This window comes from Pseudochelatococcus sp. (genome assembly GCF_050946405.1).
In the GTDB taxonomy this organism is placed as follows: Bacteria; Pseudomonadota; Alphaproteobacteria; order Rhizobiales; family Beijerinckiaceae; genus Pseudochelatococcus.
The window spans coordinates 547,828-572,311 of sequence record NZ_JBMNUS010000001.1 but is presented as its reverse complement, the minus strand read 5'-3'; the positions used below and the strand labels follow the sequence as shown (position 1 = coordinate 572,311).

The window sequence follows — 24,484 nt, the reverse complement described above, 5'->3', positions numbered from 1 at the left end:
ATGAAAACGGCCCGCCGTCCTTCGACGGCGAGCCAGGTGAAGCGGAATGAGCTAAGGTCAGGCGGCAGTGCGGCCTTCGACGACATCTGCGCCAACCTCGTCGGCCGTAACCTCTTCCAGGCAGGCACGGCTGTATCTGCCCTTCGCCAGCCAGAGTTCGGCGGCGTCGCGATTTTCGGCGAGGTGAAGCAGCTCGACGTTCTCGCCAATATCCTGCACGACACGGACCTGGCCGATCCTGGGACGCTCGATCACACGGAACGTCAGATCGCTGTCGATGCTGTAGGTCCGCATGATCGTGACGAGGATGATGCCGCCTTCTCCGAAGTCGCCTTCATGCAGCGTGAAATACGGCGGGCTCGTGTAGGTGGGGCGTTCGCGGGCGGGTTCCTTGCGCACGAGCCGGCCGACGCCATTGCGTGATTTCCATGCGGCGAGCTTCTTGGTGAAGCGCGTGGGCGGTTTCGGCTGATTGTCGCTGTAGGACACAAGCGAGCCGAGTGGTGCGATGTCGAAGATGAGGGAAGCGGACATGAAACTGCTCTCCTGAAACGAAAAACGGCCCGGCGGGATGCCGGGCCTTGTGGTGGAAGGGTGAAAAAGGCGGGGCAACCGAAGCCGCCTCACCAGCGTGCGTCATTCGGCGGCGACGAGAGCCGCCGAATCGTCTGCGTCCTCGCCGTCGCTGGCGAGGAAATCAGGCAATGCCATGCTCTCTTCGTCCGCCCCGGCCGATGTGTCGGCAGCCGACTCCTCGATGTGAAGGCGCAGCGGCTCCGGCAACCAGCCGGTGTGGGCCAGGAGGCGTTCGGCCTCCCGCGCCATGGCGTCTTTCTTCAGGTGGTCGATCAGGCGCACCTTGTCCTCGCCAAGCGCTTCATGGACCGCTTCGAGGATGCGGGGCTTGGTGACGCGGCCGAGATAGTTAACGACAGTCGGCCGGAAACCTGCGTCGGCCATGTCGAGGCCGGTGGCACGGGCAAGGCGGTCGGCTTCTACCATGCGTGTCCGCAGGCCCTGTTCAGAAACGCCGGTGGCGCTGTAAGGATTCGGCCGCTCATAGAGCGCATTGATTCCGAACGAGACGCAATGGGCCAGCAGCGCCAGACGGCTGGTCTCGTCGAGCGCGTCGAGCCAGTCCCACAGCGCATCGTCGTCGGCCGGCAGGTCGGCCTTCCAGTCCACATGTCGTTGACCCACCGACTTCGCGTAGGGGCTGTCCTTGAGGTCGATGCCTTGTTCGCGGAAATGCACCTCACGCACTAAAACCTGCACAGCCGAACCGCTGGTGGACCGATTGAAGGTGTCACGGACCAGCCGGTGCAGCAGCGCGGTCATGGCGATGTGCGGATTGGCAGCCACGGCGTCGCTCAGCGCAACGGTGCGGTGCGCGGTCAGCTCGGACACGAGCCTTTCAGGGAGAGGCTTGATCGTGTCCTCATCCTCTTCGGGCTCGGCCGGCTGACCGCCGATGGTGATGACGGTACGTTGTGCATCCGGTGCGGCCGCACCATCCGCATCACCGTCCGCGCCTACCTCCGGCGTTCCGCCTTCGACGGACGCAGCCGGCTCGTCCTCCGGCCGCACCCAGCCGCGATCGACCACAAGCGCGCCGTCCTCGTCGAAGCTGACGAAAACGCCGGCGGTGGCGATCTCGGCGGGATCGTAGATGGCCGGGCGGCGCTCGAAGGCTTCGAGCTGCTTTTCGATTTCGCCGAGACGGTGGTCGATCTCCTCCGGCAGCTCGTCGCCTCCATGTTCGGCTTCAATCCGGTCATATTCGTCGCGGAGTGCCTGGCGGGCGATCCGCTCTTCCTCGGTCAGATCAGCGAAAGTGCCGGTGATGGCACGCAGTCCGTAGTCATGGTTGTAGGGAAGCTCGAGGTCGACCGCGACCCACTTCCATCCCTCGGTGGCCACTTCATCGGCGGTGGCCTTCAGTTTCTCGGCGACCAGACGGTCGAGGAGCGGCACGTCGTCGAGCCAGCCGTCTTCCTCATCGTCGAAGAGGTAACGCGGCAGCACCGGGCCGCCCGCCGCCATATAGGCATCGAGGCCGACGAAGAGCGCCCGCTTGTCAGAAGCAGGAACGCTGGTTTCCGTCAGCATCTGCCGGATGCGCCAGGGCTCGCGATAATAGGACTGCCTGATGGCATCCCAGACCTGTTCCTGGCGGGCGTGATCAGGGTGCGCGGTGAACGCCTCCAGCGTCGCCAGTGTCATGCCATCCTGGGCATAGACCTCGTGCAGCTTGGGGGAGGCCTTGGCGAGTGCGAGGCGCTGATCGACATAGCGCTGGGTGGTGAAGTAGGCGCTGGCGACTTCTTCGGTGGTCATGCCGCCATCGACCATGCGCTTGAACGCCTTGAACTGGTCGAGCGGATGGAGCGCGAGCCGGAACGTGTTCTCGGCCAGCGAGTCATTGATGGCGGTGGTCTTTGCATTAGCCTTCTTGACGATGCAGGGGACAAGGCCATCGGCCGGGAATCGCCCGGCCTCGACCAGCCGCGCGATCGACCTGTAGCGGCGACCGCCGGCCGGGGTCTCAAAATCGCCGGTCTCGTTACCATCACCGTCGAGGATGGCGCGGACATTGAGGCCCTGCACGAGGTCCTCGCGACGATTGATGTCCTGGGTGAGTTCGTCCAGACCGGCCTCGACGTTCGTCTCGCGAACGTTGGCTTCCGACAGCCGGATGCGGTTGAACGGAATGTCGCGCGCCCGCGAGAAGACGATGATCGCAGGGGCGGACTTCTTCTTGGCAGCTCTTGCCATGATGGGTTACTCCATGACGAGCAGCCGAGAACCTCTCTCTCGACTTACCAACCCGTCATGAAATCCCCAGCCTCTCTCTCCCTCTAAAGCGCGACCGACAGGCTCGGCGTTACCAGTCGGAGTGCTGCGGGCGCTCCTCGTTGACGCCGTATTTCCGGCGCAGCACCTCGATCGCCGCTTCCTGCCGTTCGATCCGGCTCCGCAGCCGGTCGAGGTCGGCTTCTGACACCAGTAGCAGATCGTCGAGGATGGTCGCCGAGCAGGCGAGGATCAGCAGGAGTTTTGACTTGGGCGCATCGCTCATGACTGCGCCCTCCCGGTCATCGCTGCGGAGACGATGCGCTGGACCTTGACGGGTCGCGTATCGGCCGCCTGTGGCAAGCCTGTGCTCCACGCCTCGACAGGTCCGGGTCGGCTACGGTCGCGGGCGAGAAGGGCATCTCTTGCCGCTGCACTAGTCACGAGCGACCAGTCTGGCGCTGGACGCCCGGCCTGATCTCGACGGCCGCAGCATCACCAGCGCAGCAGGTCGGCGCGCCGCCTCCAGCCTGAATCGGCGGGCACGGCACACTGCCATAGGAACAGAACACGCAACAGTCCCCGGACTTCGGCTTCAAAAGTGCGCCGCACGCCTTGCAGTCATAGAAGTACTGACAAGCTTCTGTCGGCATGGTCTCGGTCGCGCGATGACCGCAGTTCGGACATATGATCGTGGATTCCAGAACGAGAGTTGTGTCAGGCATAGACGTATCCTGCCCAGAGCAGACCGGCTCCAATCAAAAGCCCAACTAAAGTCAGCACGCGAACAGCGGGCGGCGTGCAGGTGTCGTTCGGCCCGCAGATCGATGCGGCCCGCTGCTCACGCCACAACAGCGCCACGCCACCGAGCCAAGCTGTGCTCTCGCCGATCGTCGTCAGGAGCAGTGGGAGCGCGCAGCACGATGCGACGCCAAAGGCGGCAGCCAAGGCCCCGAAGTTGACCCGCTCGGCCCCCGACCCGCTTGGGGGCTGTCGAGCCGCCGCCATTTTCTCGATCGCATCGGACATAGGACACTCCTTGAAATCAGGATGGAGTGACCTTACCGTCTGTAGTCGCTACAGATTCAAGCCCTAATTTCAGGGAGCTGGATATGGCCGAACACACCATCCCCATCGGTGAACTTTCGCGGCGAACCGGCTGCAACATCGAGACGATCCGCTACTACGAACGCATCGGCTTGATGCCAGAACCGCTGCGGCGTGGACGCTATCGCAGCTATGGACCTGAGGACGTTGGCAGGCTGGCGTTCGTGCTACGCGCACGGGAGCTCGGCTTCACGCTCGACGAGGTGCGGACACTGCTTGGCCTGGCCGCCAGCGGACAAGCGTCGTGCGCTGTAGCTCGCGATCTTGCTGAAGTACATCTGAAGGACGTCCGGACGCGAATAGCCGATCTAAGGCGCATGGAACGCGTTCTGGCCGAAACAGTGCGTGCGTGCGACGCTGGCGATGACGCCTGCTGTCCGCTTATCGCGACGCTCTCCAGGCCAATCACGCTCCGACGGTCGCTCCTTGGACCTTGACAGGGAACTCCCCATACAAGGCTTTCCCCCGCCGTAAATACGCAAAAGCGTAGAAACAACAGTCTGGAATTAAGCCTCGAAACGGATCAAAGCGGTCCCGTTGAAAACGCTCTTGCGGCTCTGCCCTCCGGTCTCGGCGTGCAACCCCATCGAAGCATCATGCGCTGAATTGTATAGGCGCAAAGCCGTGGCTGAGGGTTTCAGGAAATGGAGAAAGCCACCCTACAGATCGTCGACATGCTTCTCGATCTGCGCCGCCAGCTTGGTGAGCCTCTGGTCGCGAAGGATGCTGATGAAGTCGGCAGCCGACACGCGCGTCCGGCTGAGATTGCGCCGCGCATTCGCCAGCGAGCCGGTCAGCCGCTCTGGAACTTGTTCATAGAGACCGGCGAGGAAGGCATCCGGTGTCTGACGTACCAGATTGTGCTTCTTCAGCTTGGGGACCGGGAAATCACGCAGGTTCCAGGTTATGATTGTCGATGCACCGGCCTCGATCGCGGCGGCGGCGACGTGACGGTCATCGGGGTCGGGCAAGCTGACGGCCGCAATATGCTTCTCATATCCAACAACCGTCGCCGCCGGCAGCGCGATTGTCATGAGTTGCTTCGCGGCTTCCAGGCGAGTGAGCGAAAGGCTCGGCGTGTTGGCTACGAGATTGCGCATCCATTCGTCGTGGATCTCTTCAGTCCAACGCGCCTGGAACAGGCGGTCGACTCCTGCCTGGACGATGATGTTCCTCAGATGGAACGGGTAAAGGATGCAGGCGTCGCAGACCGCGACAACAGGACTAAATGCCATATTCGCGGTGGAGATCCTCGGCGTCGGCGGCCAGGGCTTCCATGGCCTTGCGCTGGACGTCGAGCTGCGCCTTCAGCGCCAGCACGTCCTTCAGCGACGCGCGCCGGTGCTTTCCGACATAGCGGAACGGCAGATCGCCGATCTCCATGCGGTGGACGACAAGGGGGCGAGAGATGCCAAGGATGATCGAGGCTTCGGTGGGGCTCAACTCCTCATGCTCCGCGATGACCGCTACCCGTTCGCCACTGAGAAGCCGAGACAGCAAGGCTTCGACGACATCGGCCGCAGCCGGCGGCAGCGAGATCGTCTGCTCCTCGCCGTCCCGGCGCCGAACATGCAGCTCAAGATGATCGCCCTCGCCGAGTTTCGGCAGGTGCGGCACCGCTTTGCGATCCCGGTCCGAGAGGCCGGCGAACTGGACGACTTGGCTGGCCATGGCATGTTCTCCTTGCCCGCCAATATAGGGGTACGCGCTTTCATCTGCAATAACTGAAAGTCCGTGAGACTTGCGAATGCGCTGCCGACGGAAACCGCCGCGGGCAGCACCCGCTTCCTTGCGCTGTGTCATCACGCCGCCTGCCTCTCTTCTTGCTCGGGAAGCACCGCTTTGTCCTTTTCATCAAGCAGGGAGGCGATCTCCTCGCAGGTGCGGGCGACGGCGAGCTTCAGGGCCTGGTCGATATGGACATAGCCTTGGGTCACGCTTTGGGCGGCATGACCAAGGAGAGCCCTGATCGTCAGTTCGGAGAAGCCGAGATCGCCGGCGACGCTGCCGAAGGTGTGACGCAACGTATGTGGCGTAACGCCTTTGATGCCGACGCTGGCGCATAGCCGGGAAAGGCAGGCTTTGGCCGCTGTGAAGTGCCCCTCGGTGATATCGGAGGGAAAGATATAAGGGCTCTTGCCTCGAACCGGTTGACTGGTAGCAAGCGTCGCGGCAGAGGGGCCGATCGCGCGGACCTGGGCATCTCCCTTGGTGTCGGGGAAGGCTACATAGCCTGCATCTGGGTGGAGCCAATGCCGTTGCAGACCCTGGCCCTCGGAAATGCGGAAGCCGGTGAGGACCAGGAACCGGACGATGGCGAGCGCCACCGGGTTTTCGCCATCGCGTTCCGCGTTCCGCATCGCCGCACCGAGCTTCTTGATCTCGGCCACGCTCAACCGCCGCTGTTTCTTGTTGCCCGTCAGCTTACGCGCGCCACGGCTGGGATGGTTTTCGAGCTTGTCGAGGCGGGCGGCATGTCCAAGGATGCTCTGGAGCGTTCCGACGGCGCGAGATGCAACACCAGAACCGCCGGTCGTGACGCCGCCTCGGCCCTTGCCCCGCGGCTTTGCCGTCTTGCCGGCCACGATGTCGGACTGCATCCCCTCGATGTCGGCCACCTTCAAGGTGTGCGCGAGACGGTTGCCCAGAAGCGGCTTGATGTGCGTCTCGATGCGGCTCTTGTCCATGGCGAGCGTCGACTTCTTGATCGGCCGATTGCGGCGGCCGAGGATGCGGCCGGCCTCCGCTTCCGCAAGATACCAGTTACACAAAGCGGAAACCGTCTGCTGGTGGTGCGGGTCGTCATCGGTATCAGCAGGATCTTCTCCGTCCGCGATGGCTCCGAGCTTGACCTTGGCTTTCTCGCGGGCCTGTTCGACGGTCATCACTCCGAAGCGGCCGAGATTGATCCGCCGCTCCTTGTTGGCCGCGTTTCGATAATTCAGCACGAATGTTTGAAGGCCGGAGGGAAGCATGCGGACTCCAAAACCCCGAAGTTCGCTGTCCCACAAGAATGCCTGCTTGCCCTTCTCGGGCGGGGTCATGGCTTCGAGCGCCCGCTTGGTGAGTTTGGCCATAACGCTTCCTCTCTGAGACTGCGATTGACGATCTTGCTGACAATAGCATAATGGCATGGCCTCTGTCAGCAAATTGTCAGCAGAAAAAGAGAAATGGAAGGGTATTTAGCGGATATGAGCGGCAATCTTGAAACTGATTTCGATAGCTATCGCAGTAAGATATATAGATTTTGGATAGCGTAGAGTATAGTCGTCTCAATCTTGCCAAGGTTGGGGTCGAGGGTTCGAATCCCTTCGCCCGCTCCAGATTGTTTTAACGACGAAAGCCGCGGGAAACCGCGGCTTTCGTCGTTTTGGGCGTGGTTGAAGTCGTGGTCGGCGGATGGGGCTTCGGAGGACGCGGTTACACGCGGGTTACAAGGGCGCGGGGATCGGGCGGTTTGGGGTCGTGGTGGCACGGGATCGCGCAGGTAGCGCAACTGAACGTTGTGATCGGAAAGACTCGGCCTCTGAGTACAAATCACCTATGATAGCTAGTGGCGAACGAGTGCTCGGTTAAAAGGCTTACAAACGTGAAACTTAAAGCTGTCTTTGTCGCGGGTGGAATGCCCAACGTGACCTATGTTGACAGGAATCATTTATCCTTAGAAAAGAAATTCCGCACGGAATTGGCGGAAGGATATAAAATTGTTGCAATTACTGGCCCAACAAAATCAGGAAAGACAGTTCTGTGTAGAAAAGTCATACCCGCTGCTGATTGCATATGGGTTGATGGAGGGCAAGTTGAAAATCCAGATGATTTCTGGACGTCGATAGTTAGGAGCCTTAGAATACCTACCGAGGAGTCAGAGAATATTACAGGTAGCGCGACATTTTCGTGGCAAGCGATTATAGGAATAAAATCTCAAATTACCGCTGGGAGCACAGTGAAATATCCTGCGCCTACAAAAAAAGAGATCCTGACTGCGATGCGCTCGTCGGAACTCACTCTGGTGGTGGATGATTTTCACTATCTCTCCCCCGCCATTCAGCAGGAAGTTGTTCGCTCACTAAAATCTGAAATATTTGATGGCTTAACTGTCGTATTTATTGCTGTCCCACACAGAGCATTTGATACAATTAGCGCAGAGCCAGAGATGGAAGGCCGCTATGCTCACATCACTATTCCACCGTGGTCTATAGATGATCTTTTGTCGATTCCGGCAAAGGGATTTCCCAAATTAGGTATGACAGTCCCCGACCAAATTTGCAGGAAAATGGGCGTGGAAGCACTTCAAAGTCCTTTATTGATGCAGAGATTTTGTGGCCGTGTATGTACTCATTATGAGATTATAGAGACGATAAAGCCCGCGAGGAATTTCGACCCAACAGACGCAATACTTGAGGATATTTATAAGGATGTTGCAAAACAATTTGGATTTCCGACTTTCGAGAAGCTGGCGAAGGGACCGCAATCAAGATCGAAGAGAAACCCTCGCCGACTCAAAGATGGCTCTGGAAGCTTAGATATTTATCAAGCAATACTTATGGCTGTAGGGAAAACAGGCCCTAAATCCAAGCTCCACTATGATGAAATTCGTGACAATCTTAAAGATCTACTTCAGGAAGTTGATATCCCGCAGAAACACGAAGTTTCAAATGCTTTGGGACACATGGAATCCATTGCGAAGGAAAAAATTAAGGGCGAACCTGTGATAGAATGGTCATCCGACTATCTTTATATTACAGATCCGTTTCTACGGTTTTTTATGAAGTGGTCTAATATAAAGGATTTCTCGTTTGCAGAATGACTCGGGTGACTTATTGCTTCTTGACACATCTGCTGGCTCCTCAAGCAGGTGGGACTTGGCAGTATGTTGGGGGATCAGCTGACACGGTTCTCAGTGAATTGCCAGTGCGTGGCAACCTTAAACCGTTTCAGCCTCTCGCATCACCGCATACGGATCAACCCCAATCGCCCGGCTGATCACCAGAAATTCCGCTACGTCGAGTCGCCTCTCGCCCAGCTCGAACTTCGACACGAACGTCTGGCGTTAGGCAGTCGCTCCACCAGCTCGTTCCCGAACAGTCGCCAACGCTTCCACTATAATTGCGACGCGCTCCAAATCGTCCGGCAGCAGCGCAGCCGTTGCAGCATCAATGCGCTCTCGAAACATCTGCTCGGGTGTCGTAACCACGGCATCAGCCCGTGCCGAAAGCAACTCATTGGGCGTGGTTCCCAAGACCGTCGCGATCCGAACCAAGGTGGCAAGATCAGGCTCCCGTCGCCCGCTGACGTAGTTCCCGTACCGACGCTCGCTCAGACCTGCGCGCCGCGCCGCCTCGGCATTCGAGATGCCAAGTTCCTCCGCGCGCTTCCTGAGATTCGTTGCAAAAGGCTCCATAGGAACGGATTGTTCATGACATACCCCACGGGTCTATGTACGTTATGGCCGCACGAATCGGGCCATAGCGTGGGGAATCGGCTTGAAGGACCAATACGTCGGCGACATCAACGACTATCGGAAATACGCCCTGCTGCGGGCTCTATCGGCGGGCGGCGCGAACCGGCTCGGCGTCTGCTGGATGCTGACGGAATCGGATGGCGGTAATCACGGCGGCAGGCTCGGCTATCTGGAGCAGCCCGAACGCTACCGGCATTTCGACCCGCAGCTATTCGACGCGCTGGCCCACGTCGCGGCGGAGCCGGAGCAGCGCAGCGTGCGGGTTATCGAAGCCAGCGGTGTGCTGCCGGGGGCGCTGTTCCATTCCGACCTGCTGCCGCAGTCGCCCGATGAGCGTGCCCGCTACATGGCCGAGTGCCGGGAGAGGTTCGCCGCCGCCGATATCGTGTTCTTCGACCCGGACAACGGCATTGAGGTGCCGTCCACGCGCGTGGGCCTGAAATCAGCCCTGCGCTACGTGTTTCTGGAAGAGATCGCCGCCGTCTATGCCGATGGCAAGGCGGTGCTGATCTACCAGCACTTCCCCATCCGCCAGCACCGCGCACCGTTCATCACTGCACGAATTGCCCAGCTTCGCGCCATCCCGCCCGACGCTTCTGTGTGGGCCTTCACCACCGCCCATGTCGTGTTCCTCCTGCTGGTCCACCCGGATAGCCCGGAGCGCCTTGCACTCGCCGCAGCCGATGCGTGCAGCCGGTGGCACCATTCATTCGTGCGCGGGGAACAGATCGACGCTGCGTCGGGCAATGATTGACGGGTAATTACCCCGATGATTCCGTGTTTTGTTGTGCTTTGTCAGGGAGATAATGAAGTGAATAGCATGGGCATCCGGCTCGTTGCCTGCCTCGCCGCCGCCGGTCTCGTTTCCGCCTGCACGTCGTCCAGCGCGGTGCGGACATCAGCCAACACGGCCATCATCAAGACCAGCGCCGCGCCGGTATGCGGCGGCGCGGGCGCGGCACGGGTTGCACAGAAACAGGCCGCCATCGAAACCTTGCGAGCCGGCTACGACCGATACATCATCGTGGGCGCGGCCGGCGCGAATAACGTCTCCGTGACGCAGGGACCGGGAACATACCAGACGACGGGCTTCGTGCAGCGCGGCTATTATCAGGGCACCACCACCTATCAGCCGGGGATTCCGGTTGTCTCCGGCACCCACGATCAGGCATTCGCAATCAGTATGTTCCGCGATGGCGAACCGGGCTTCCAGTATGCGATCCCGGCGCGCGAGACGCTCGGCCCGAAATGGCAGGAGTTGGTGAAGTCGGGCAACGTCGGCACCTGCGTGGACTGAGCGGCGAGGTACGGCGCGTATCACGTATCATCCCCGAAATACATCGAAGGGCAGAAACGGGTCCCCGGTGCCAACCTGAATGATTTAAACCGGGGGAGTCTCGAATAATTTCCCCCGGCGCGGTGGGGTTATTGTTGCTCGATCAGGGCCATATACCGTCCGGCCACGGGCGCGGCCCACGGACGGCTACTGGCCCGCGCCTGCTATAGCTGCCGCACCCACAGCGGCCGTCCGTAGTACTCCTCGGCGCAGCGACGGGCCATGCCGCGCGTGAGGGGTGGCCCCGCCCGCCGGCCGGTAGGCCATCACGGCCGGAGTACCTTCCTGAAACTGAAATCCAACATGGTGCCGTCATCCAGTTCGGCGTGGAAGCATGGCGTCGGGTAGCTCGGGTGCTTCCTGCGGTGGTAGGCGACGACCTGCCGGCTGCCGCACACCTTCAGCTTGTCCGCCCGCAGCCAGAACACCATTTCAACCAGTTCCGCGTCCGTGCCCCGGATTTCCGTGTCGATGTCGCCACCGTGCAGGATGGCGCGGCAGCGGGCGATGAACGCTGCCTTGCTCGGAAACGTCCAGCGCCCGATGGTGAAGGGAATCGCGGTCATGGTTGCACCTCCCCACGATCACAGCGCATAGGCGCGGTCGAGCGCCTCGATGGCTGCGCCCCCGTCGCGCACGGCCTGCGTGTAATGGCCGAGTGTGACCGTCGGGTTGGCGTGGCCGGCGATCTGGGCGACGAGCCCGACCTCGATGCCCTGCGCCTGCAAGGTCGAGATGAAGGAGTGCCGCGCCGAATGCGGAGTGACATACGGCACAGCGAGGTTCTTGAAGGCCGGTTCCCAGTACCGCTTGCGGAAGTTCTGGTAGAGCAGCGGCCCGCCGCCGCCGAGGCGCGGCTTGGGCCATTCCTGCAAGCGATCGGGGCCGGGGAACACGCGATGCAGCTCCTTGCCGTTGCGCGGGCAGCGCACCCGCCATTGCAGCAGCATCTCGCGCAGGGCGGCGCTCATGGGAATGTCGCGCGTGCCCGCCTCGGTCTTGGTCATCTCGGTCAGCGATCCGTCGCGCTCCTGAATGCGGCGGATGTGGATGACGTTGCGCTCGAAGTCCACCTCGCTCCACAGCAGGCCAAGTTGCTCGGACGGGCGGGTGCCAGCGAGGAAGGGGAAGGCGTAATAGATACCGTGCTCGGGATCGAGCTTCGCCGCCGCGATGAACTTGGCAATATGCTCGGGGGTCAGGATGGCCTTCTTCGGCCGGCTGCGTGCCCGCGCCAGCCCGGTCGGCATGGACGGGGCGCGGATACCGAAATCTTCCTCGGCCCGCGCGAGGATGGACTTGAGGTGTGACTTCGCCCGGTTCGCCGTGTAGGTGCCGCACTGCTCGGTGACCGTCCGGTGCCAGACGCGGATTTGCGCCGTGGTGAGGTCGATCAACTTGATGTCGCCGAGCATCTTCAGGAACCGCGCGCCCTTGGGGGCGATCTTGCGCTCGGTATATTCGGCCCGCTCCTGACGGGTGCCCACGAGCAGCGGACCCCGGATCGCGCCGTTCGTGACGACGCGGTAGCCCTTGAGAGTCGAGGGCTTCACGTTGCCGTCCTTGGTGGCGAGCCAATGGTCGATGGCCTGCGAAATCGTCGGGGCGCTGCGCTCATCGACATAGCTGCCCTCGGCGACCTTCAAGAGCAGGTCGTTGCGGTGGGCCTCGGCGTCCTTTTTCCGGTTGAAGGAGGTGCGGCGGCGCTTGCCGGTGGCGGGGTCGCGGTATTCGCAATACCACTGGGGATAGTCTGCGACGGTGCCGTCGGACAGCTTGCGACGGCGGGTTGTCGAGGTGATACTGACGTTGAATGGTTTATTCATGTCCTTGATCCGATTAGGTAAAAATCACAGGAAAACACGCCCGCGTAACCGGCACAAGTAACCGCAGCGCGATGAGGTTATCGGCGCGTATCGGGCATGTTTTGATTGATGGATCAGCCTATCAGAGCTGCATGGTCAGGCTGTTACGAGCGCATATTCCGGCGCTTCATCTGTAACCAGAGCTGTAACCGCGATATCCTGACTGGCATTTCAGCCCCGACGCGACGGGACTTCCGGGCTGCCGGATTCCATGCCCGCGAGGGTTGAAATCGCAGCGACGAGGCATCCGCGCCGGACGGACGGACGCCCCAGCACATAGGGGGAGGGGGTAGGTGCGCCGCCGGCGGCAGCGGCGCGGCAGGCATATATACCCCCTCCCTCCCCCATACTATGCAGGCGTCCGTCCGTCCTGCCCGAGGTTAAATCGGTGTGGGTGATGTCGGCCCGTCATTGAAGGGAAGCGGCTTCTCCGGCAGGTACGAGAACGGCATACCAACCGCTCGTTTCTTGCCGATAAGCGGGAAGTGAACCGGGTTTAGCGGCGTGAATGCGCCTTCCAGCTTGCGGAGAGCCTTTTCCCAAGCCCGTTTCTCCCACGGCGTATTGCGAAACACATCCTCCATCGCCGGCGCGCCGTTCGCGATGTAGAAGCCGGCATCATCGCCCTCGGCGTTCACCCGCATGCCGTGACTCGCGACGATCCGTTCGGCGTCCGCAAAATCGTTGCGGCCGTTCAATTGCTTGTCGCGCACGCAGGCAAGCCAGTGCCCGAGGGGGTAGTCGTCCACGATGAAGGACAGGAGGTGGTCAAGGCATTCCTGCGCGTCGTCGCGGTAGGACTCGAGGGCGTGGCGCTCGATGGCAAATTCGTACTCGGTCGCCAACGCCCGCGCCTCCTCGTCGGACGGAACCCGGCCGTGGAGGGCGACAAAGCCCGCCCCGATCAGGATGCTCATGTTCTGGCGGTGCCGCCTGTCGCCGGCGAGATGGCTGTCGACGGCGTCCGCCGCCGGCTGGATCAGGTGCGCGTTCGCGATCATGTGTCGGCACCACGCCGCGCCGGTCGTGCGGAAGTAGGCTTCATCCTCCGCGATGCGCTTGGCCACCTCCCGGTCGTTGTCGTGCATGAGCAGCTCGAACATCGAGATGCGCGACTGGTCGGCCGCCGACATGCCGCGCGGGTTGATGGCGCTGAACAGGAAGGTGGTGCGCAGGCTGAAGCTCAGCGCCTTCCCTTCCGGCGTTCCCCGCAGCACCGGCGTGTCGGCCGACGAGGCACTGCGGGCGAGCCGCAGGACGTTGCTCAGCGTCGTGCCGCGTTGGTCGCTCTCGAACTCGTCGATCAGGATCGGCAGGCTGTCCGGTCCCAGTGTCTGGCGAATCCCGGCCTCGGTGCTCTGACCATCGGCTGAAATCGCCAGCGGGCTTAGCACCATGGAAGCGACGGCGTGGATGGTGGTCTTGCCTGACCGCGCCGGGCCATAGACGAAGGCATGGAGCCGCCAGACCAGCGCGCCGCACACCGGTGCCATTGCGAGCCAGCCGAACAGCAGGCCGGCGTCCTGTGGGTAGCGCCAGTTATAAAGCTTGAGATGGTCGTAGAGGCGTTGGGCGTCGAAGACTCCCGCGTCGGCGAACGGAACCGGCTCGAAGCACAGATAGACGAATCGCTTGCTGTCGATGGGCTCGCCGAGATTGACGACAACCTTGTCCCCTTCCAGCCAGATGCCGCGACCACGAACGCGCGACGGATTGAACGGACCCGCGCGGCGGCACGCTTTCATGAGAGCTTCGCCAGCCGCCGCATAGTTTGCGGATCCCGGCTTTCTTCCCGGAAACCGCTGACACCGGAAGCCGGACTCGGCCAGCCCGAGGAGATATTGCTGTGCCAGAAGCTGCTGTGCCGAGGCCAGGATAATGATCTTCCGCACGGGGTCGAGCAGCGCGAAGTGCCCCTCTTTCGTGAAGCCCAGCGGAATCGGCCCGTTGCGGCCCGGATCGTAACCCGACCCGGACTGGATCGGCGACGTGATGGTGCCGCGATGCTGGCACCCGTCGCAGAAGCGCCCGTTGCCGAGTTCCGAATTGATGGATTCGCAGGTGCGTGGACCGGCCTCCTTGAGCGCGCGGTGCAGTTTCTTCGTGGCCTCGTGCACATTATAGCCGGGGTGGGTGGCGCTGTATTTGTGAAAGATCCCTTCGCCATCCTTGCAGCGCCCGGTGATCGACGCGGTGGCGTACCAGTTTGGCTTATCGGCCGTCGCCGCCCCGTCGCCGGCGAAATGATCATACCACGCGCATTCGCGCCGGATCAGATCGTGGTCGGCGAGCTTCTCTGAGATTGCCTTGGGCGTCTCGCTGTCTTCTGGGGGCACTTCCCGTTCGAGATCGGCCAGCGACAATCGGTTCTCCGGATTGTAGGCGACGACCGCCACGAGTTTCGGCGTGCCGGATTTGTGGTTGAAGGTCATCGGCACCCGATAGACGCGCGCAAGATCGCTGACATTGTCGATCTCATAGCCTTCACGCATGAAATGGGCGGCAAGCTTGCGATGAAAGTTTTGCAGGATAGCTCGCGCCCTGCGCCGAGCTTCCTGATTGTGCATCACCAGCGCCTTGTCGAACGGATAGAGGATGTGCAAACCGTTGCCGCTATGCTGGATCAGGAACAGCTCGTGCTCGAACGACCGAATGAGGCCAAGGGCCGTGTCACAGTCGGGCGGATACCGTTTGGCACTGTCCTTCGCATTTGCAAAATCAATGTCAGCGAAGAAGCCCGGAAGCGAAATGGCGGTCTCGTTCGAACCGCGTGCGGTAGGACCAAGGTCGCCCGGCTGGGTGCTCAGCCCGAGATACAGGTCTTCGGCGTGCTTCCGCTTCTCGATATCGTGGACGAGCTGAGGAATGGCATCCGCTCCGTATGAAGTTGTTCTTCTGGTTTTGAGGCTCCATATTTTGACCTCGCCCTCGAAGGACGAACCGTAGAAGGCACAGATGAAGTCGGGGAGGGAAAATTCAGCGCTCATCGCCACCTCCCTGCCGGCAGGATTCGATGTAGGCGATCACTTCGGAGAGCTTTACCAGTCGCCGAGAGTTGAATGGCGTGAAGCTGGGGATGTCGCCGCGCTTCACGGCGCGACGAATCTGCCAGACATGAACGCCAAGGGCTTGCGCTGCCTCTTGTGTGGTAAGCAGCTTTTCAGGTCCCAGCGCCGAAGTGCCGGAAAGATGTTTTTCCACGATGACCTCCAAATCGTGCGTTGAGGAGGTCTATTCAGCTATATGAAATGCGCGCCCTCGTATGGGGAAAAACTCGCGGAAAGGAACCACGATGAGCTCGGAGCTGCCGGACGAGGATGAGCCCACTGATTATGGGGAGGCGGTTGCCGCTCTTTTGTCGATAAGGTTCTGCTTTCCATTATAGATGCTTACCCTGATCCGGGGCCGGCTTCCGCGTCCATAGCCAAGCGTCGCATGGATCGGCTTCGTGATGCAAAGCAGGCATTGTTTGGTCAGCCGAACCCGGAAGGTCGGCCGCGAGATTCTGATGAGGCCGCGCTGCGGTGGATTGGATCGGAAGCAGATAATGACAGCGCCCGCGTCGGTATGGCGAGACTTAAAGGGGAAAAGCCACCCAAACCGCGTTCAGTCCGCGGCCTCGCCCGGGAAGCAGTGAAGCGTTTTGGGTTACTGGAGAACGCCGAAGAGCGCCTGAGAAAAAAGTTCAGCGGCACTGTAGCGCAGAAGTGGATTGATTTTGCTTCGCTACATGATGATATCCCAGAGCAAATAGAGCACAATGCGCTGGAACGGATTCAGAAAATATTGGACATACAGGGAATCACTATGAAATTAGATTATATTGAAAACTGGCCAAAGGAATGACAATGCTTCCGATTCAGCGTGGCGAATGCGGACGTCATCCCCAGCTTCCATCTTATCCGTCGGAAATGTGATCCGTTGCAATAGGTTGCCGGGACGGTGGGACGGGACGCCCCTGCACACAGGGAGGGGGCAGCCACCGGCTGCGGCGCGGCGGGTGTATACCCTTCCTTCCCCTATACTATACCGGCGTCCCGTCCCATGTGGGTCAACGGTGGTGATGCAGCCGACCGCCACCTGTCGGCGAATCGACGCCGCCCGGTCCTCGCTGCTTCGCCGCGCATCGAATCGGACAGGTGGTGTCTGGCCTCACGCGCGCGCCCGCGTAGCCACTGACGCGGCTGCACGGCGTTACATAGCCGGCTGATCGAACTGCTGCCCGACCGGCGGCCGCGCACTGATCTTTTCAGTCAGATTGCCGATCGAGCTTCCGGCGGCGGCGTTTGGCGACACGGGTCAATCTTCGTCACCTTCCGACGCGAAGTCAAGCAGCGCCTCCGGGTCGATGATCTTGATCGAGCGATAGGCGTTGCTGAGCCAGCCCGCCGCGGCGAAGCGCTGCAGGGCGGCGTTCACCTGCTTGCGGGAGGCGTTGGCCATCGCCCCGATTTCCGTCTGCGTCAGGGGAATCGGCACCTGGCCGATCGATGTGGCGCGGTGCAGAACCGCCGCGATGCGCCGCGTCGCGTCGGGCCGTTGCAGATCGTGGACGACCTGGATGAGAATGTCGACGCCCATCATGGTGCTCTGCGCGATATACCGGACGACGTTGGCATCGCGCGCCGCCAGCCTGTCGAGCACCTCGAGCGGAACGTGCATCATGGATGTAGCGACGAGCGCCCGCAGTTCCAGCCGCCTGGGCTGGCGGGTGAGGAAGCAGCCCTCGCCGGTCCATGCCCCCGCAACGCCGAGATGGATCAACTGCGGCACGTGTTGCGCCGGCGCGATGTTGACGGTCACGATTCCCGTGACGAGGCCGTAGATACCGCCGAGAGGGTCTCCAAGGCGATAAATGACGGCGCCGGCGGCGAAATGCTGCAACACCGCATGGCGCAGTATATCGGACCGGAAACTTTCCGGCACAAGCGATAGCCAACCGCGGCTCGAAACGATGTCCGCAGCCTGCTCCCTGGATATGTCAGTCATCGTGTCTTCTGCTGCTATCGTTGTCGAAAGGATGGCGAGATGCTGTCGTTTCCAGCTCATTTCCATTTCGCTTGATCGGATAAATGATTTAAATATTTGATTTTGATTGAATTTCTATCAATAAAATTATTCCATTTGATCTTAATGCGCCCTTCGTACCGTTTTTCTTGAATTTCAGTAAACCGATCGTTTCAATAATGGCCTGCCCGGGAGAATATGGCTCGAATGTGGTGAAAAGTCCCGGTCTTTGTCCCTTTTCGGACAGAATTCATGCGGGCTGCGTGCCATGATGCACGCGTTTCGAGGCGGAGTGTCTGCTGTCCGGCGCTGATGCCGGCTGGCGTTTGATCATACACGTCACAAGTGGAGACAATCGTGAAACTGACCAATCTGCTGGCCTCGGTCGCGCTGATCTGCGTGGGCGCCGTGGGGGTTGCGCATGCGCAGCAGCCCCAACCCGCTCAAGGGACTCCTCGGGAGGGCGCCCGGCCGAACATTCTCGTCATCTTCGGCGACGACATCGGGCAATCGAACATCAGCGCCTATACCTTCGGTCTGGTGGGCTATCGCACGCCCAACATCGACCGGCTGGCGGCCGAGGGCCTCAAGTTCACGGACTATTACGCCGAGCAAAGCTGCACGGCGGGCCGTTCCACCTTCATCACCGGCCAGACGACGCTGCGCACCGGCCTGTCGAAGGTCGGCGTGCCCGGCGCGCCGGTGGGCCTGCAGGCGAAGGACATCACCATTGCCCAGGCGCTGAAGCCGTTGGGTTACGCCACCGGCCAGTTCGGCAAGAACCACCTCGGCGACAAGGACGAGTTCCTGCCGACAAACCACGGCTTCGACGAGTTCTTCGGCAATCTCTACCACCTGAACGCGGAGGAGGAGCCGGAACAGCGCACCTATCCGCGCGACGAGCAGTTCCGCAACATGATCAAGCCCCGGGGCGTCATCAGGGCGAAGGCCGGCGGCGCGATCGAGGACACCGGGCCGCTGACGAAAAAGCGGATGGAGACCATCGACGACGAGACCACGCAGGCGGCGGCCGACTTCATCGAGCGGCAGGTCGGGGCCGGCAAGCCGTTCTTCACCTGGATGAACACAACGCGCATGCACTTCCGCACCCACGTGCGCGAGGATCGCCGCAGCGAGCCCGGCCTCGCGGCCCGCACGGAATACGCCGACGGCATGGTCGAGCACGACGGGCATGTCGGACAGTTGCTGAAGAAGCTCGACGAGCTGGGCGTCGCCGACAACACCATCGTCATTTACACGACCGACAACGGCCCGCACCTGAACTCGTGGCCGGATGCGGCGACGACGCCCTTCCGCTCCGAGAAGAACACCAACTGGGAAGGCGCGTTCCGCGTGCCCGCCATCGTCCGCTGGCCCGGCAAGATCGAGCCCGGCGCGGTGTCGAACGAGATCTTCTCCGGCCTCGACTGGTTCCCCACGCTGCTGGCGGCGGCCGGCGACACGGATATCAAGCAGCGCCTGCGCGCGGGCTGGGAGCTCGGCGGACAGACCTACAAGGTGCATCTCGACGGCTACAACCAGCTGCCCCACCTGACCGGAGAACAGGAGCAGGGAGCGCGCAAGGAGTTCCTGTACTTCAACGACGACGGCCAATTCGTCGGCCTCCGCTACCTGAACTGGAAGATCGTGCTCGCCGAACAGCGCGCCCCCGGCACGTTGCAGGTGTGGAGCGAGCCCTTCACCAGCCTGCGGGTGCCGAAGCTGTTCGACCTGCGCGCCGATCCCTACGAGCGGGCCGACATCACGTCGAATACCTATTGGGACTGGGTGCTGTCGCAGGTCTATGTCATCAACATCGCCCAGGTCGCCGCGCAACAGTACTTCTCGACGTTCAAGGAATATCCGCCGAGCCAGCGCGCCGCCTCCTTCACGGTCGACCAGATCGTGGAGCAGATGAACAGGCAGATGGAAGCGGCGGGGAACTGAAAACCGCGATGTCGGCGGCGGCCTCTTCCGCCGGCCGCCGTCCGCACGCGCGGCGCCCCCGTTACCGAATGAAGAACGATCGGAAAACCGTTTTTGCGTTCCAGAAATGATCCCCCTTCCGGCCCGGCGCCTGACAGGCGCGAAACGGGTCGGGGCCACATCCTTGCGAGGTCGGCGTGCCGGACTGTCACTATCGGAAAGCAGCGACGCGGCTGTCGCGCGTCGGAATGCCGCGCATCGGAATGCATTGCGTCAGCGCGGCCGGGCTATGGCTTGCCTTCGACGCAGCCCCGGCCCGTGCGGCGGAGGATGGGGTCGGGATGTATCTGCTCGGCAGCCGGGGGCCGATGGCCGGCTTCCTGCCCCCGCCGGGTTTCTACGTGCAGAACGACTTCTATATCTATGACGGCGACATGCGCGGGGGCAAATCCTTCCCCGCCGGCGGCCGCGTGGTGTCCGACGTCAAGGCGCAGGCGCGCACGAACCTGCTGAGCGGCACCTGGGTGCTGCCGCATGAGGTGCTGGGCGGAAACATCGCGTTCGGCGCCATCCTGCCCTTCGGGCGGGCGAACGCGACCGCGGGGGTCGATATCGATGCGCCGCGCTTCGGCATCGATGCCTATCGCTCGCTGCGCGACAAGACCACGGTGTTCGGCGATCCGGTGGCGACGGCCTCGCTCGGCTGGCATGCGGGCAAGTTCCACTGGAACGTGCTCGGCATGCTGAACGTGCCGGTGGGCGACTATCGCGACGGGCAACTGGCCAACATCGCGTTTCACCGCTGGGCCGGCGACATCTCGGCAGCGCTCACCTGGCTCGACCCGGAACGGGGGCTCGACCTGTCGGTCGCGGCCGGCTTCACCTTCAACGGCGAGAACCCGGAGACGAACTACCGCACCGGCACCGAGTTCCACGTCGAATGGGCGGTGACCCAGTACCTCAGCAAGGACTTTTCCGTCGGTCTTGTCGGCTATCATTACGAGCAGGTGACGGGCGACGGCGGGCGCGGCGCGCGGCTCGGCTCCTACAAGGGGCGGGTGACGGCGGTCGGCGGCTCGGTCGGCTACAACTTCACGGTCGCCGGGGCGCCGATTACCACCCGCCTCAAGGTGTTCCGTGAATTCAACACGACGAACCGCATGAAAGGAACGGCCGGCATCGTCACCGTCGCGTTGCCGATCACCGCCGGGCAGTAGGAGAAGCGCGCATGAGAAAGCCGTTCGCCAAATCGCGCAGCCGGGTTCTGCCCGCCGATCCGGCGCGGCTCGGCGACATGGTCCGGATCGACGGCGGCACGTTTCGCATGGGCTCGGATGACCATTACGCCGAAGAAAAACCCGCGCATCGGGTGACGGTGGAGGGATTCTTCATCGATGTGACGCCCGTCACCAACCGGGAGTTCCGGGCCTTCGTCGAGGCTACCGGCCACGTCACCTTCGCCGAGAAGGCCCCCGCCCCCGAGGACTATCCGGGCGCGCTGCCGGAGATGCTGAAGGCCGGCTCGCTGGTGTTCACCCCGCCCGATCATCCCGTCGACCTGCGCGACTGGAGCCGCTGGTGGCAGTTCCGTTTCCGCGCCAACTGGCGCAGGCCCTACGGGCCGGGCAGTTCCATCCAGGGGCTGGACGACCATCCGGTCGTGCATGTCTCCTACCACGATGCCGCCGCCTATGCCGCCTGGGCGGGCAAGGATCTGCCAACCGAGGCCGAATGGGAATACGCGGCGCGCGGCGGCCTGGACGGGGCGGAATTCGCCTGGGGCGACGAACTCTGCCCCGACGGCCGGCATATGGCCAACACGTGGCAGGGCCAGTTCCCGTTCGAGAACCGGGCGCTCGACGGCTACGAGCGAACGTCGCCGGTGAAGGCGTTCCCGCCCAACGGGTATGGCCTCTACGACCTGATCGGCAACGTATGGGAATGGACCGCGGACTTCTGGTCGACGCGCCATCCCGAGGATGCGCCCAAGGCCTGCTGCGTGCCGGTCAATCCGCGCGGCGGCCCCGAGGCGGAGAGCCTCGATCCCGCGCAGCCCGAGATCCGCATCCCGCGCAAAGTGCTGAAGGGCGGCTCGCATCTGTGCGCGCCCAACTACTGCCGCCGCTACCGTCCCGCCGCCCGCCACGCCGAGCCCGTCGATACCTCGACGAGCCACGTCGGTTTTCGCTGCGTGCGCCGGATGGAGCGGCGTTGATGAACAACCGCTCCGGTCGGTCGCTCCGGCCAAGCGAAGACCAAATGAGTGTATCGATTTATCAGGGGGATCCGTCGTGACCACTTACCCGCGCCTTTTACTGTTGATCGCACTCGCATGCGCACCGGCCCCGGCGTTCGCCGAACCGGCACTCGTGAACTCCGACAATTTCATTCGGGCCGAAAGCGATCTCTATTTCAAAGGGGTCGTCGGACTTGGCGGGTTCGGCAGGCTCAACCATACGCGGGAGATGACGCCACTGGACCGGCAGACCGTCATCCGCCTCAATCGGGACACGCTCTATTCCTCGGCCGTTTTCGACCTCGACGCCGGGCCGGTGACCATCACGCTACCCGATGCGGGCGACCGGTTCATCTCCTTGCAGGTCATCGATCAGGACCACTACACCCACGGCGTGTACTACGAGCCGGGACCCGTTACACTGGAGCGCGATGCCATCGGCACGCGCTATGTCGTGACCGCGATTCGAATCCTGGCGAACCCGGAGGATCCGGGCGATCTGGCCAAGGTCCACGCGCTTCAGGATGCCATCGGGATCGAGCAGGCCCGGACAGGAACCTTCGAGCCGCCCGCGTGGGACGAGGCCACCCGGTCCCGGACACGCAAGGCGCTCAATGCGCTGGGCGATCTTCTGCCGGACACGCGGCGCATGTTCGGAAGCAGGAGAGAGGTCGATCCGATCCGTCATCTTATCGGCTCGGCGATGGCGTGGGGCGGCAACCCGGAAACCGAGGCGCTCTATCTGAACCGCGTGGCGCCGAACAACGACGGCAGGGCCGCCTACACCCTCAAGGTGGCCGAGGTGCCCGTGCGCGGTTTCTGGTCCGTCTCGGTCTATAACGCTGACGGATACTACACGCCGAACGCGTACAACGCCTATACGCTTAACAATTTGACCGCGAAGACGGATGCGGATGGCGGCGTTACGATACGGTTCGGAGGATGCGACGGCGAGATTCCCAACTGTCTTCCCACCCCGGATGGCTGGAGCTGGATGGTTCGCCTCTATCGCCCCGACACCGCCATCCTCGATGGCAGCTGGATATTCCCCGACGTGAAGGAAATCGTGGAGGAATTGAAATGAACCGCCGAACGCTGATCAAGATCGGGGCAGGGTCGATGCTGGCGTGCCGGCCGGCGTGGGGCGGATCGCAGTCCCGACAGACGGAACTGATCCGGGAAGCTCTCGTTTATACATATCCGCTGGTGAAAAACTATCTCACCATGTTTCAATATGCCTTTGAAGAAGGCGGAAGGCAGTACAAGGGGCCTCCCAACACCGTCAACAGCGTTGCGCGTGTGTACACACCTCAGGATACGGCGATTATCACGCCGAATTCAGATACCCCTTACTCATTCATTGTGTTTGACCTCCGTGCGGAGCCCGTAATCATATCGTTGCCGAACATTGAGGCGCACCGGTATTATTCTCTGCAACTTGTCGATCTGTACACACACAATGTCGACTATCTCGGCTCCCGCCGGGACGGCAATGGTGGCGGAGATTTTCTGATTGCGGGCCCCGGCTGGCGCGGAACCGTGCCCACGGGCGTCCGGCGTGTCGTGACAATGCCTACGACCTTGGCCATGGGGCTCGTGCGCACGCAACTCCTCGATCCGTCAGACCTTGCCCGCGTCCGGGAAATTCAGGCGGGCTATGTCGCGCAACCGCTTTCCTCCTATCTCGGGCAACCTGCGCCTCTCGCTCCGACCGCCGTTCAATGGCCGGTTATCAGCGACGAGATACTCGCGACTGATTTCTGGTCGCTGGCTACTTTTCTGCTGGAGTTCGCTGCTCCGTTACCGGGCGAGGAGGAAATGCGGTCCGGTTACACCGGTCTCGGCATTGCGGCCGGCGGCCATTGGCCTGACCGGTCGATGAGCCCCGAGCTCGTCGCCGAAATGCGAGCTGCCGTGAGGCCCGGCTTGCAGTCGATCCTGGCGGAAGCCCAAAATCTTACCGATTCCTCAACGATCTTCGGCGATCCGGACTTTATGAAGGGGCGGTACTTGACGCGCGCCGCGGCCGCAATGGGCGGCATCTACGGCAATTCGGTCGAAGAAGCGTTGTACATCAACTATAACCGGGACGATCAGGGCGCGTCGCCGGACGGCAGCAAGCACCGCTATGTGCTGCGGTTCGCCTCGGAAGCGGACTTGCCGCCCGTTGGCGCCTTCTGGTCTCTGACGATGTATGCAACGGCGTCGCAACTCCTGGTCGAAAATCCTCTGAGCCGATATGTCATCAACTCAGCGATGCTGCCCGGGATCAAACCGAACGACCGCGGAGAAATCCTGCTCTATCTCCAACATGAGAGTCCCGGCCCGGAACTGGAAAGCAACTGGCTGCCCGCCCCCGCCGAACCTTTCTACGCGATCATGCGATTGTACCTGCCTAAACCTGAAGCGCTCGACAAGAGGTGGACTGCGCCAAGCATGGAGAGGCTCGCATGACATGATCCGCGCCCCCCGACAGTTCCTTGACTTGACGGCCGCGGCAAGGCGTCCAGTCGTTTGAAATTGCAGCCAGGTCCGGTTGAACGACGTCGGGGGACTGCGCGATCCGAGTCAATCCGGCCTTCCCTCATGAGGATCGAACAACAGCTATCAGAGCGTTCCGTGCTTCCGGTGGGCTGCGGCGCTGGAGACGCTCCGGGTCGCGCCGGCGCGACAAGGGCTATGCCGTCAGGGCTCCGCCCGAAACCGCGGCATCATTCCCGCCATCCCGCACAAGGCCGTTTACAGAGGGCGCG

24 protein-coding genes and 1 tRNA gene are annotated in these 24,484 nt (G+C 62.0%); 11 read left to right on the top strand and 14 right to left on the bottom strand.

Annotation, left to right across the window (positions count from 1 at the left end; genetic code table 11):
* Positions 1-57 precede the first annotated feature (57 nt).
* The 5 genes from ACOYJQ_RS02435 to ACOYJQ_RS02415 all read right to left on the bottom strand — a co-directional run bounded on the left by ACOYJQ_RS02435 (position 58) and on the right by ACOYJQ_RS02415 (position 3,822).
* On the bottom strand, positions 58-534 hold the full coding sequence (locus ACOYJQ_RS02435; protein WP_377590852.1) for a hypothetical protein: 477 nt from the start codon (positions 532-534) through the stop codon (positions 58-60).
* Positions 535-636: 102 nt separating this feature from the next.
* A complete protein-coding gene (locus ACOYJQ_RS02430; protein ID WP_377590853.1) occupies positions 637-2,775 on the bottom strand; it encodes a ParB/RepB/Spo0J family partition protein in 2,139 nt (712 codons plus the stop codon).
* Positions 2,776-2,884: 109 nt separating this feature from the next.
* On the bottom strand, positions 2,885-3,079 hold the full coding sequence (locus ACOYJQ_RS02425; protein WP_377590854.1) for a hypothetical protein: 195 nt from the start codon (positions 3,077-3,079) through the stop codon (positions 2,885-2,887).
* A 154-nt stretch (positions 3,080-3,233) separates the two neighbouring features.
* On the bottom strand, positions 3,234-3,518 hold the full coding sequence (locus tag ACOYJQ_RS02420) for a GDCCVxC domain-containing (seleno)protein (RefSeq protein ID WP_377590855.1): 285 nt from the start codon (positions 3,516-3,518) through the stop codon (positions 3,234-3,236).
* Complete coding sequence (locus ACOYJQ_RS02415; RefSeq protein WP_377590856.1) at positions 3,511-3,822, bottom strand: mercuric reductase; 312 nt, start codon at positions 3,820-3,822, stop codon at positions 3,511-3,513. Before ACOYJQ_RS02415 ends, ACOYJQ_RS02420 begins: the two co-directional genes overlap by 8 nt.
* 83 nt (positions 3,823-3,905) lie before the next feature.
* Here ACOYJQ_RS02415 and ACOYJQ_RS02410 point away from each other — a divergent pair, with 83 nt between their 5' ends.
* The gene (locus ACOYJQ_RS02410) at positions 3,906-4,337 is read left to right on the top strand and encodes a MerR family transcriptional regulator (RefSeq protein ID WP_377590857.1); all 432 of its coding nucleotides are present in this window, start codon (positions 3,906-3,908) and stop codon (positions 4,335-4,337) included.
* 222 nt (positions 4,338-4,559) lie between these two features.
* Here the strand turns inward: ACOYJQ_RS02410 and ACOYJQ_RS02405 are convergent, their stop codons facing one another.
* From ACOYJQ_RS02405 to ACOYJQ_RS02395, 3 genes are read right to left on the bottom strand one after another with little or no spacing between them, the layout of a single operon-like run.
* Positions 4,560-5,135, bottom strand: a complete 576-nt coding sequence (locus ACOYJQ_RS02405; RefSeq protein WP_377590858.1) for a PIN domain-containing protein — start codon at positions 5,133-5,135, stop codon at positions 4,560-4,562.
* Positions 5,125-5,703 (bottom strand): DNA-binding protein, encoded by a 579-nt coding sequence (locus ACOYJQ_RS02400; RefSeq protein ID WP_433456141.1) that lies wholly within the window; start codon positions 5,701-5,703, stop codon positions 5,125-5,127. Before ACOYJQ_RS02400 ends, ACOYJQ_RS02405 begins: the two co-directional genes overlap by 11 nt.
* Positions 5,703-6,977 (bottom strand): integrase arm-type DNA-binding domain-containing protein, encoded by a 1,275-nt coding sequence (locus ACOYJQ_RS02395; protein WP_377590860.1) that lies wholly within the window; start codon positions 6,975-6,977, stop codon positions 5,703-5,705. Before ACOYJQ_RS02395 ends, ACOYJQ_RS02400 begins: the two co-directional genes overlap by 1 nt.
* A 108-nt stretch (positions 6,978-7,085) precedes the next feature.
* Between ACOYJQ_RS02395 and ACOYJQ_RS02390 the strand changes: the two genes are divergently transcribed.
* Positions 7,086-7,223: transfer RNA gene (locus ACOYJQ_RS02390), tRNA-Ser, on the top strand.
* Positions 7,224-7,489: 266 nt separating this feature from the next.
* Entirely contained in the window at positions 7,490-8,707 is a 1,218-nt protein-coding gene (locus ACOYJQ_RS02385) for an AAA family ATPase (protein ID WP_433456139.1), read from the top strand.
* Positions 8,708-8,950: 243 nt separating this feature from the next.
* Here the strand turns inward: ACOYJQ_RS02385 and ACOYJQ_RS02380 are convergent, their stop codons facing one another.
* Complete coding sequence (locus ACOYJQ_RS02380) at positions 8,951-9,301, bottom strand: helix-turn-helix domain-containing protein (protein WP_433456137.1); 351 nt, start codon at positions 9,299-9,301, stop codon at positions 8,951-8,953.
* Positions 9,302-9,383: 82 nt separating this feature from the next.
* Here ACOYJQ_RS02380 and ACOYJQ_RS02375 point away from each other — a divergent pair, with 82 nt between their 5' ends.
* Both ACOYJQ_RS02375 and ACOYJQ_RS02370 read left to right on the top strand, forming a co-directional pair.
* On the top strand, positions 9,384-10,115 hold the full coding sequence (locus ACOYJQ_RS02375) for a hypothetical protein (protein WP_433456135.1): 732 nt from the start codon (positions 9,384-9,386) through the stop codon (positions 10,113-10,115).
* A gap of 66 nt (positions 10,116-10,181) precedes the next feature.
* On the top strand, positions 10,182-10,658 hold the full coding sequence (locus ACOYJQ_RS02370; RefSeq protein WP_433456413.1) for a hypothetical protein: 477 nt from the start codon (positions 10,182-10,184) through the stop codon (positions 10,656-10,658).
* Between the two features lie 305 nt (positions 10,659-10,963).
* Here the strand turns inward: ACOYJQ_RS02370 and ACOYJQ_RS02365 are convergent, their stop codons facing one another.
* From ACOYJQ_RS02365 to ACOYJQ_RS02350, 4 genes are all read right to left on the bottom strand, one after another.
* Entirely contained in the window at positions 10,964-11,263 is a 300-nt protein-coding gene (locus ACOYJQ_RS02365; RefSeq protein WP_433456133.1) for a DUF3223 domain-containing protein, read from the bottom strand.
* Positions 11,264-11,281: 18 nt separating this feature from the next.
* Positions 11,282-12,523 (bottom strand): tyrosine-type recombinase/integrase, encoded by a 1,242-nt coding sequence (locus ACOYJQ_RS02360; RefSeq protein ID WP_433456132.1) that lies wholly within the window; start codon positions 12,521-12,523, stop codon positions 11,282-11,284.
* A 419-nt stretch (positions 12,524-12,942) separates the two neighbouring features.
* Positions 12,943-15,549, bottom strand: coding sequence for a hypothetical protein (locus tag ACOYJQ_RS02355; RefSeq protein WP_433456130.1), 2,607 nt, complete (start codon positions 15,547-15,549; stop codon positions 12,943-12,945).
* Positions 15,539-15,763: a helix-turn-helix domain-containing protein gene (locus ACOYJQ_RS02350; protein ID WP_433456128.1), complete on the bottom strand. Its 225-nt coding sequence runs from the start codon at positions 15,761-15,763 to the stop codon at positions 15,539-15,541. The genes ACOYJQ_RS02355 and ACOYJQ_RS02350 overlap by 11 nt, the downstream gene beginning before the upstream one ends.
* A gap of 234 nt (positions 15,764-15,997) precedes the next feature.
* Between ACOYJQ_RS02350 and ACOYJQ_RS02345 the strand changes: the two genes are divergently transcribed.
* Positions 15,998-16,408, top strand: coding sequence for a hypothetical protein (locus ACOYJQ_RS02345; protein ID WP_433456126.1), 411 nt, complete (start codon positions 15,998-16,000; stop codon positions 16,406-16,408).
* A 453-nt stretch (positions 16,409-16,861) separates the two neighbouring features.
* Here ACOYJQ_RS02345 and ACOYJQ_RS02340 read toward each other — a convergent pair whose 3' ends face one another.
* Positions 16,862-17,551, bottom strand: a complete 690-nt coding sequence (locus ACOYJQ_RS02340) for a Crp/Fnr family transcriptional regulator (protein WP_433456124.1) — start codon at positions 17,549-17,551, stop codon at positions 16,862-16,864.
* 375 nt (positions 17,552-17,926) lie between these two features.
* Here ACOYJQ_RS02340 and ACOYJQ_RS02335 point away from each other — a divergent pair, with 375 nt between their 5' ends.
* The 5 genes from ACOYJQ_RS02335 to ACOYJQ_RS02315 all read left to right on the top strand — a co-directional run bounded on the left by ACOYJQ_RS02335 (position 17,927) and on the right by ACOYJQ_RS02315 (position 24,185).
* Positions 17,927-19,516 (top strand): arylsulfatase, encoded by a 1,590-nt coding sequence (locus ACOYJQ_RS02335; protein WP_433456122.1) that lies wholly within the window; start codon positions 17,927-17,929, stop codon positions 19,514-19,516.
* 320 nt (positions 19,517-19,836) lie between these two features.
* Positions 19,837-20,712 carry a SphA family protein gene (locus ACOYJQ_RS02330; protein ID WP_433456120.1) on the top strand — a complete coding sequence of 292 codons (876 nt, stop codon included), beginning with the start codon at positions 19,837-19,839 and terminating at the stop codon, positions 20,710-20,712.
* Between the two features lie 77 nt (positions 20,713-20,789).
* Entirely contained in the window at positions 20,790-21,710 is a 921-nt protein-coding gene (locus ACOYJQ_RS02325) for a formylglycine-generating enzyme family protein (RefSeq protein WP_433456411.1), read from the top strand.
* A 76-nt stretch (positions 21,711-21,786) separates the two neighbouring features.
* The gene (locus ACOYJQ_RS02320) at positions 21,787-22,815 is read left to right on the top strand and encodes a DUF1254 domain-containing protein (protein WP_433456118.1); all 1,029 of its coding nucleotides are present in this window, start codon (positions 21,787-21,789) and stop codon (positions 22,813-22,815) included.
* Positions 22,812-24,185: a DUF1254 domain-containing protein gene (locus ACOYJQ_RS02315; protein WP_433456116.1), complete on the top strand. Its 1,374-nt coding sequence runs from the start codon at positions 22,812-22,814 to the stop codon at positions 24,183-24,185. The genes ACOYJQ_RS02320 and ACOYJQ_RS02315 overlap by 4 nt, the downstream gene beginning before the upstream one ends.
* The last annotated feature ends 299 nt before the right edge of the window (positions 24,186-24,484 follow it).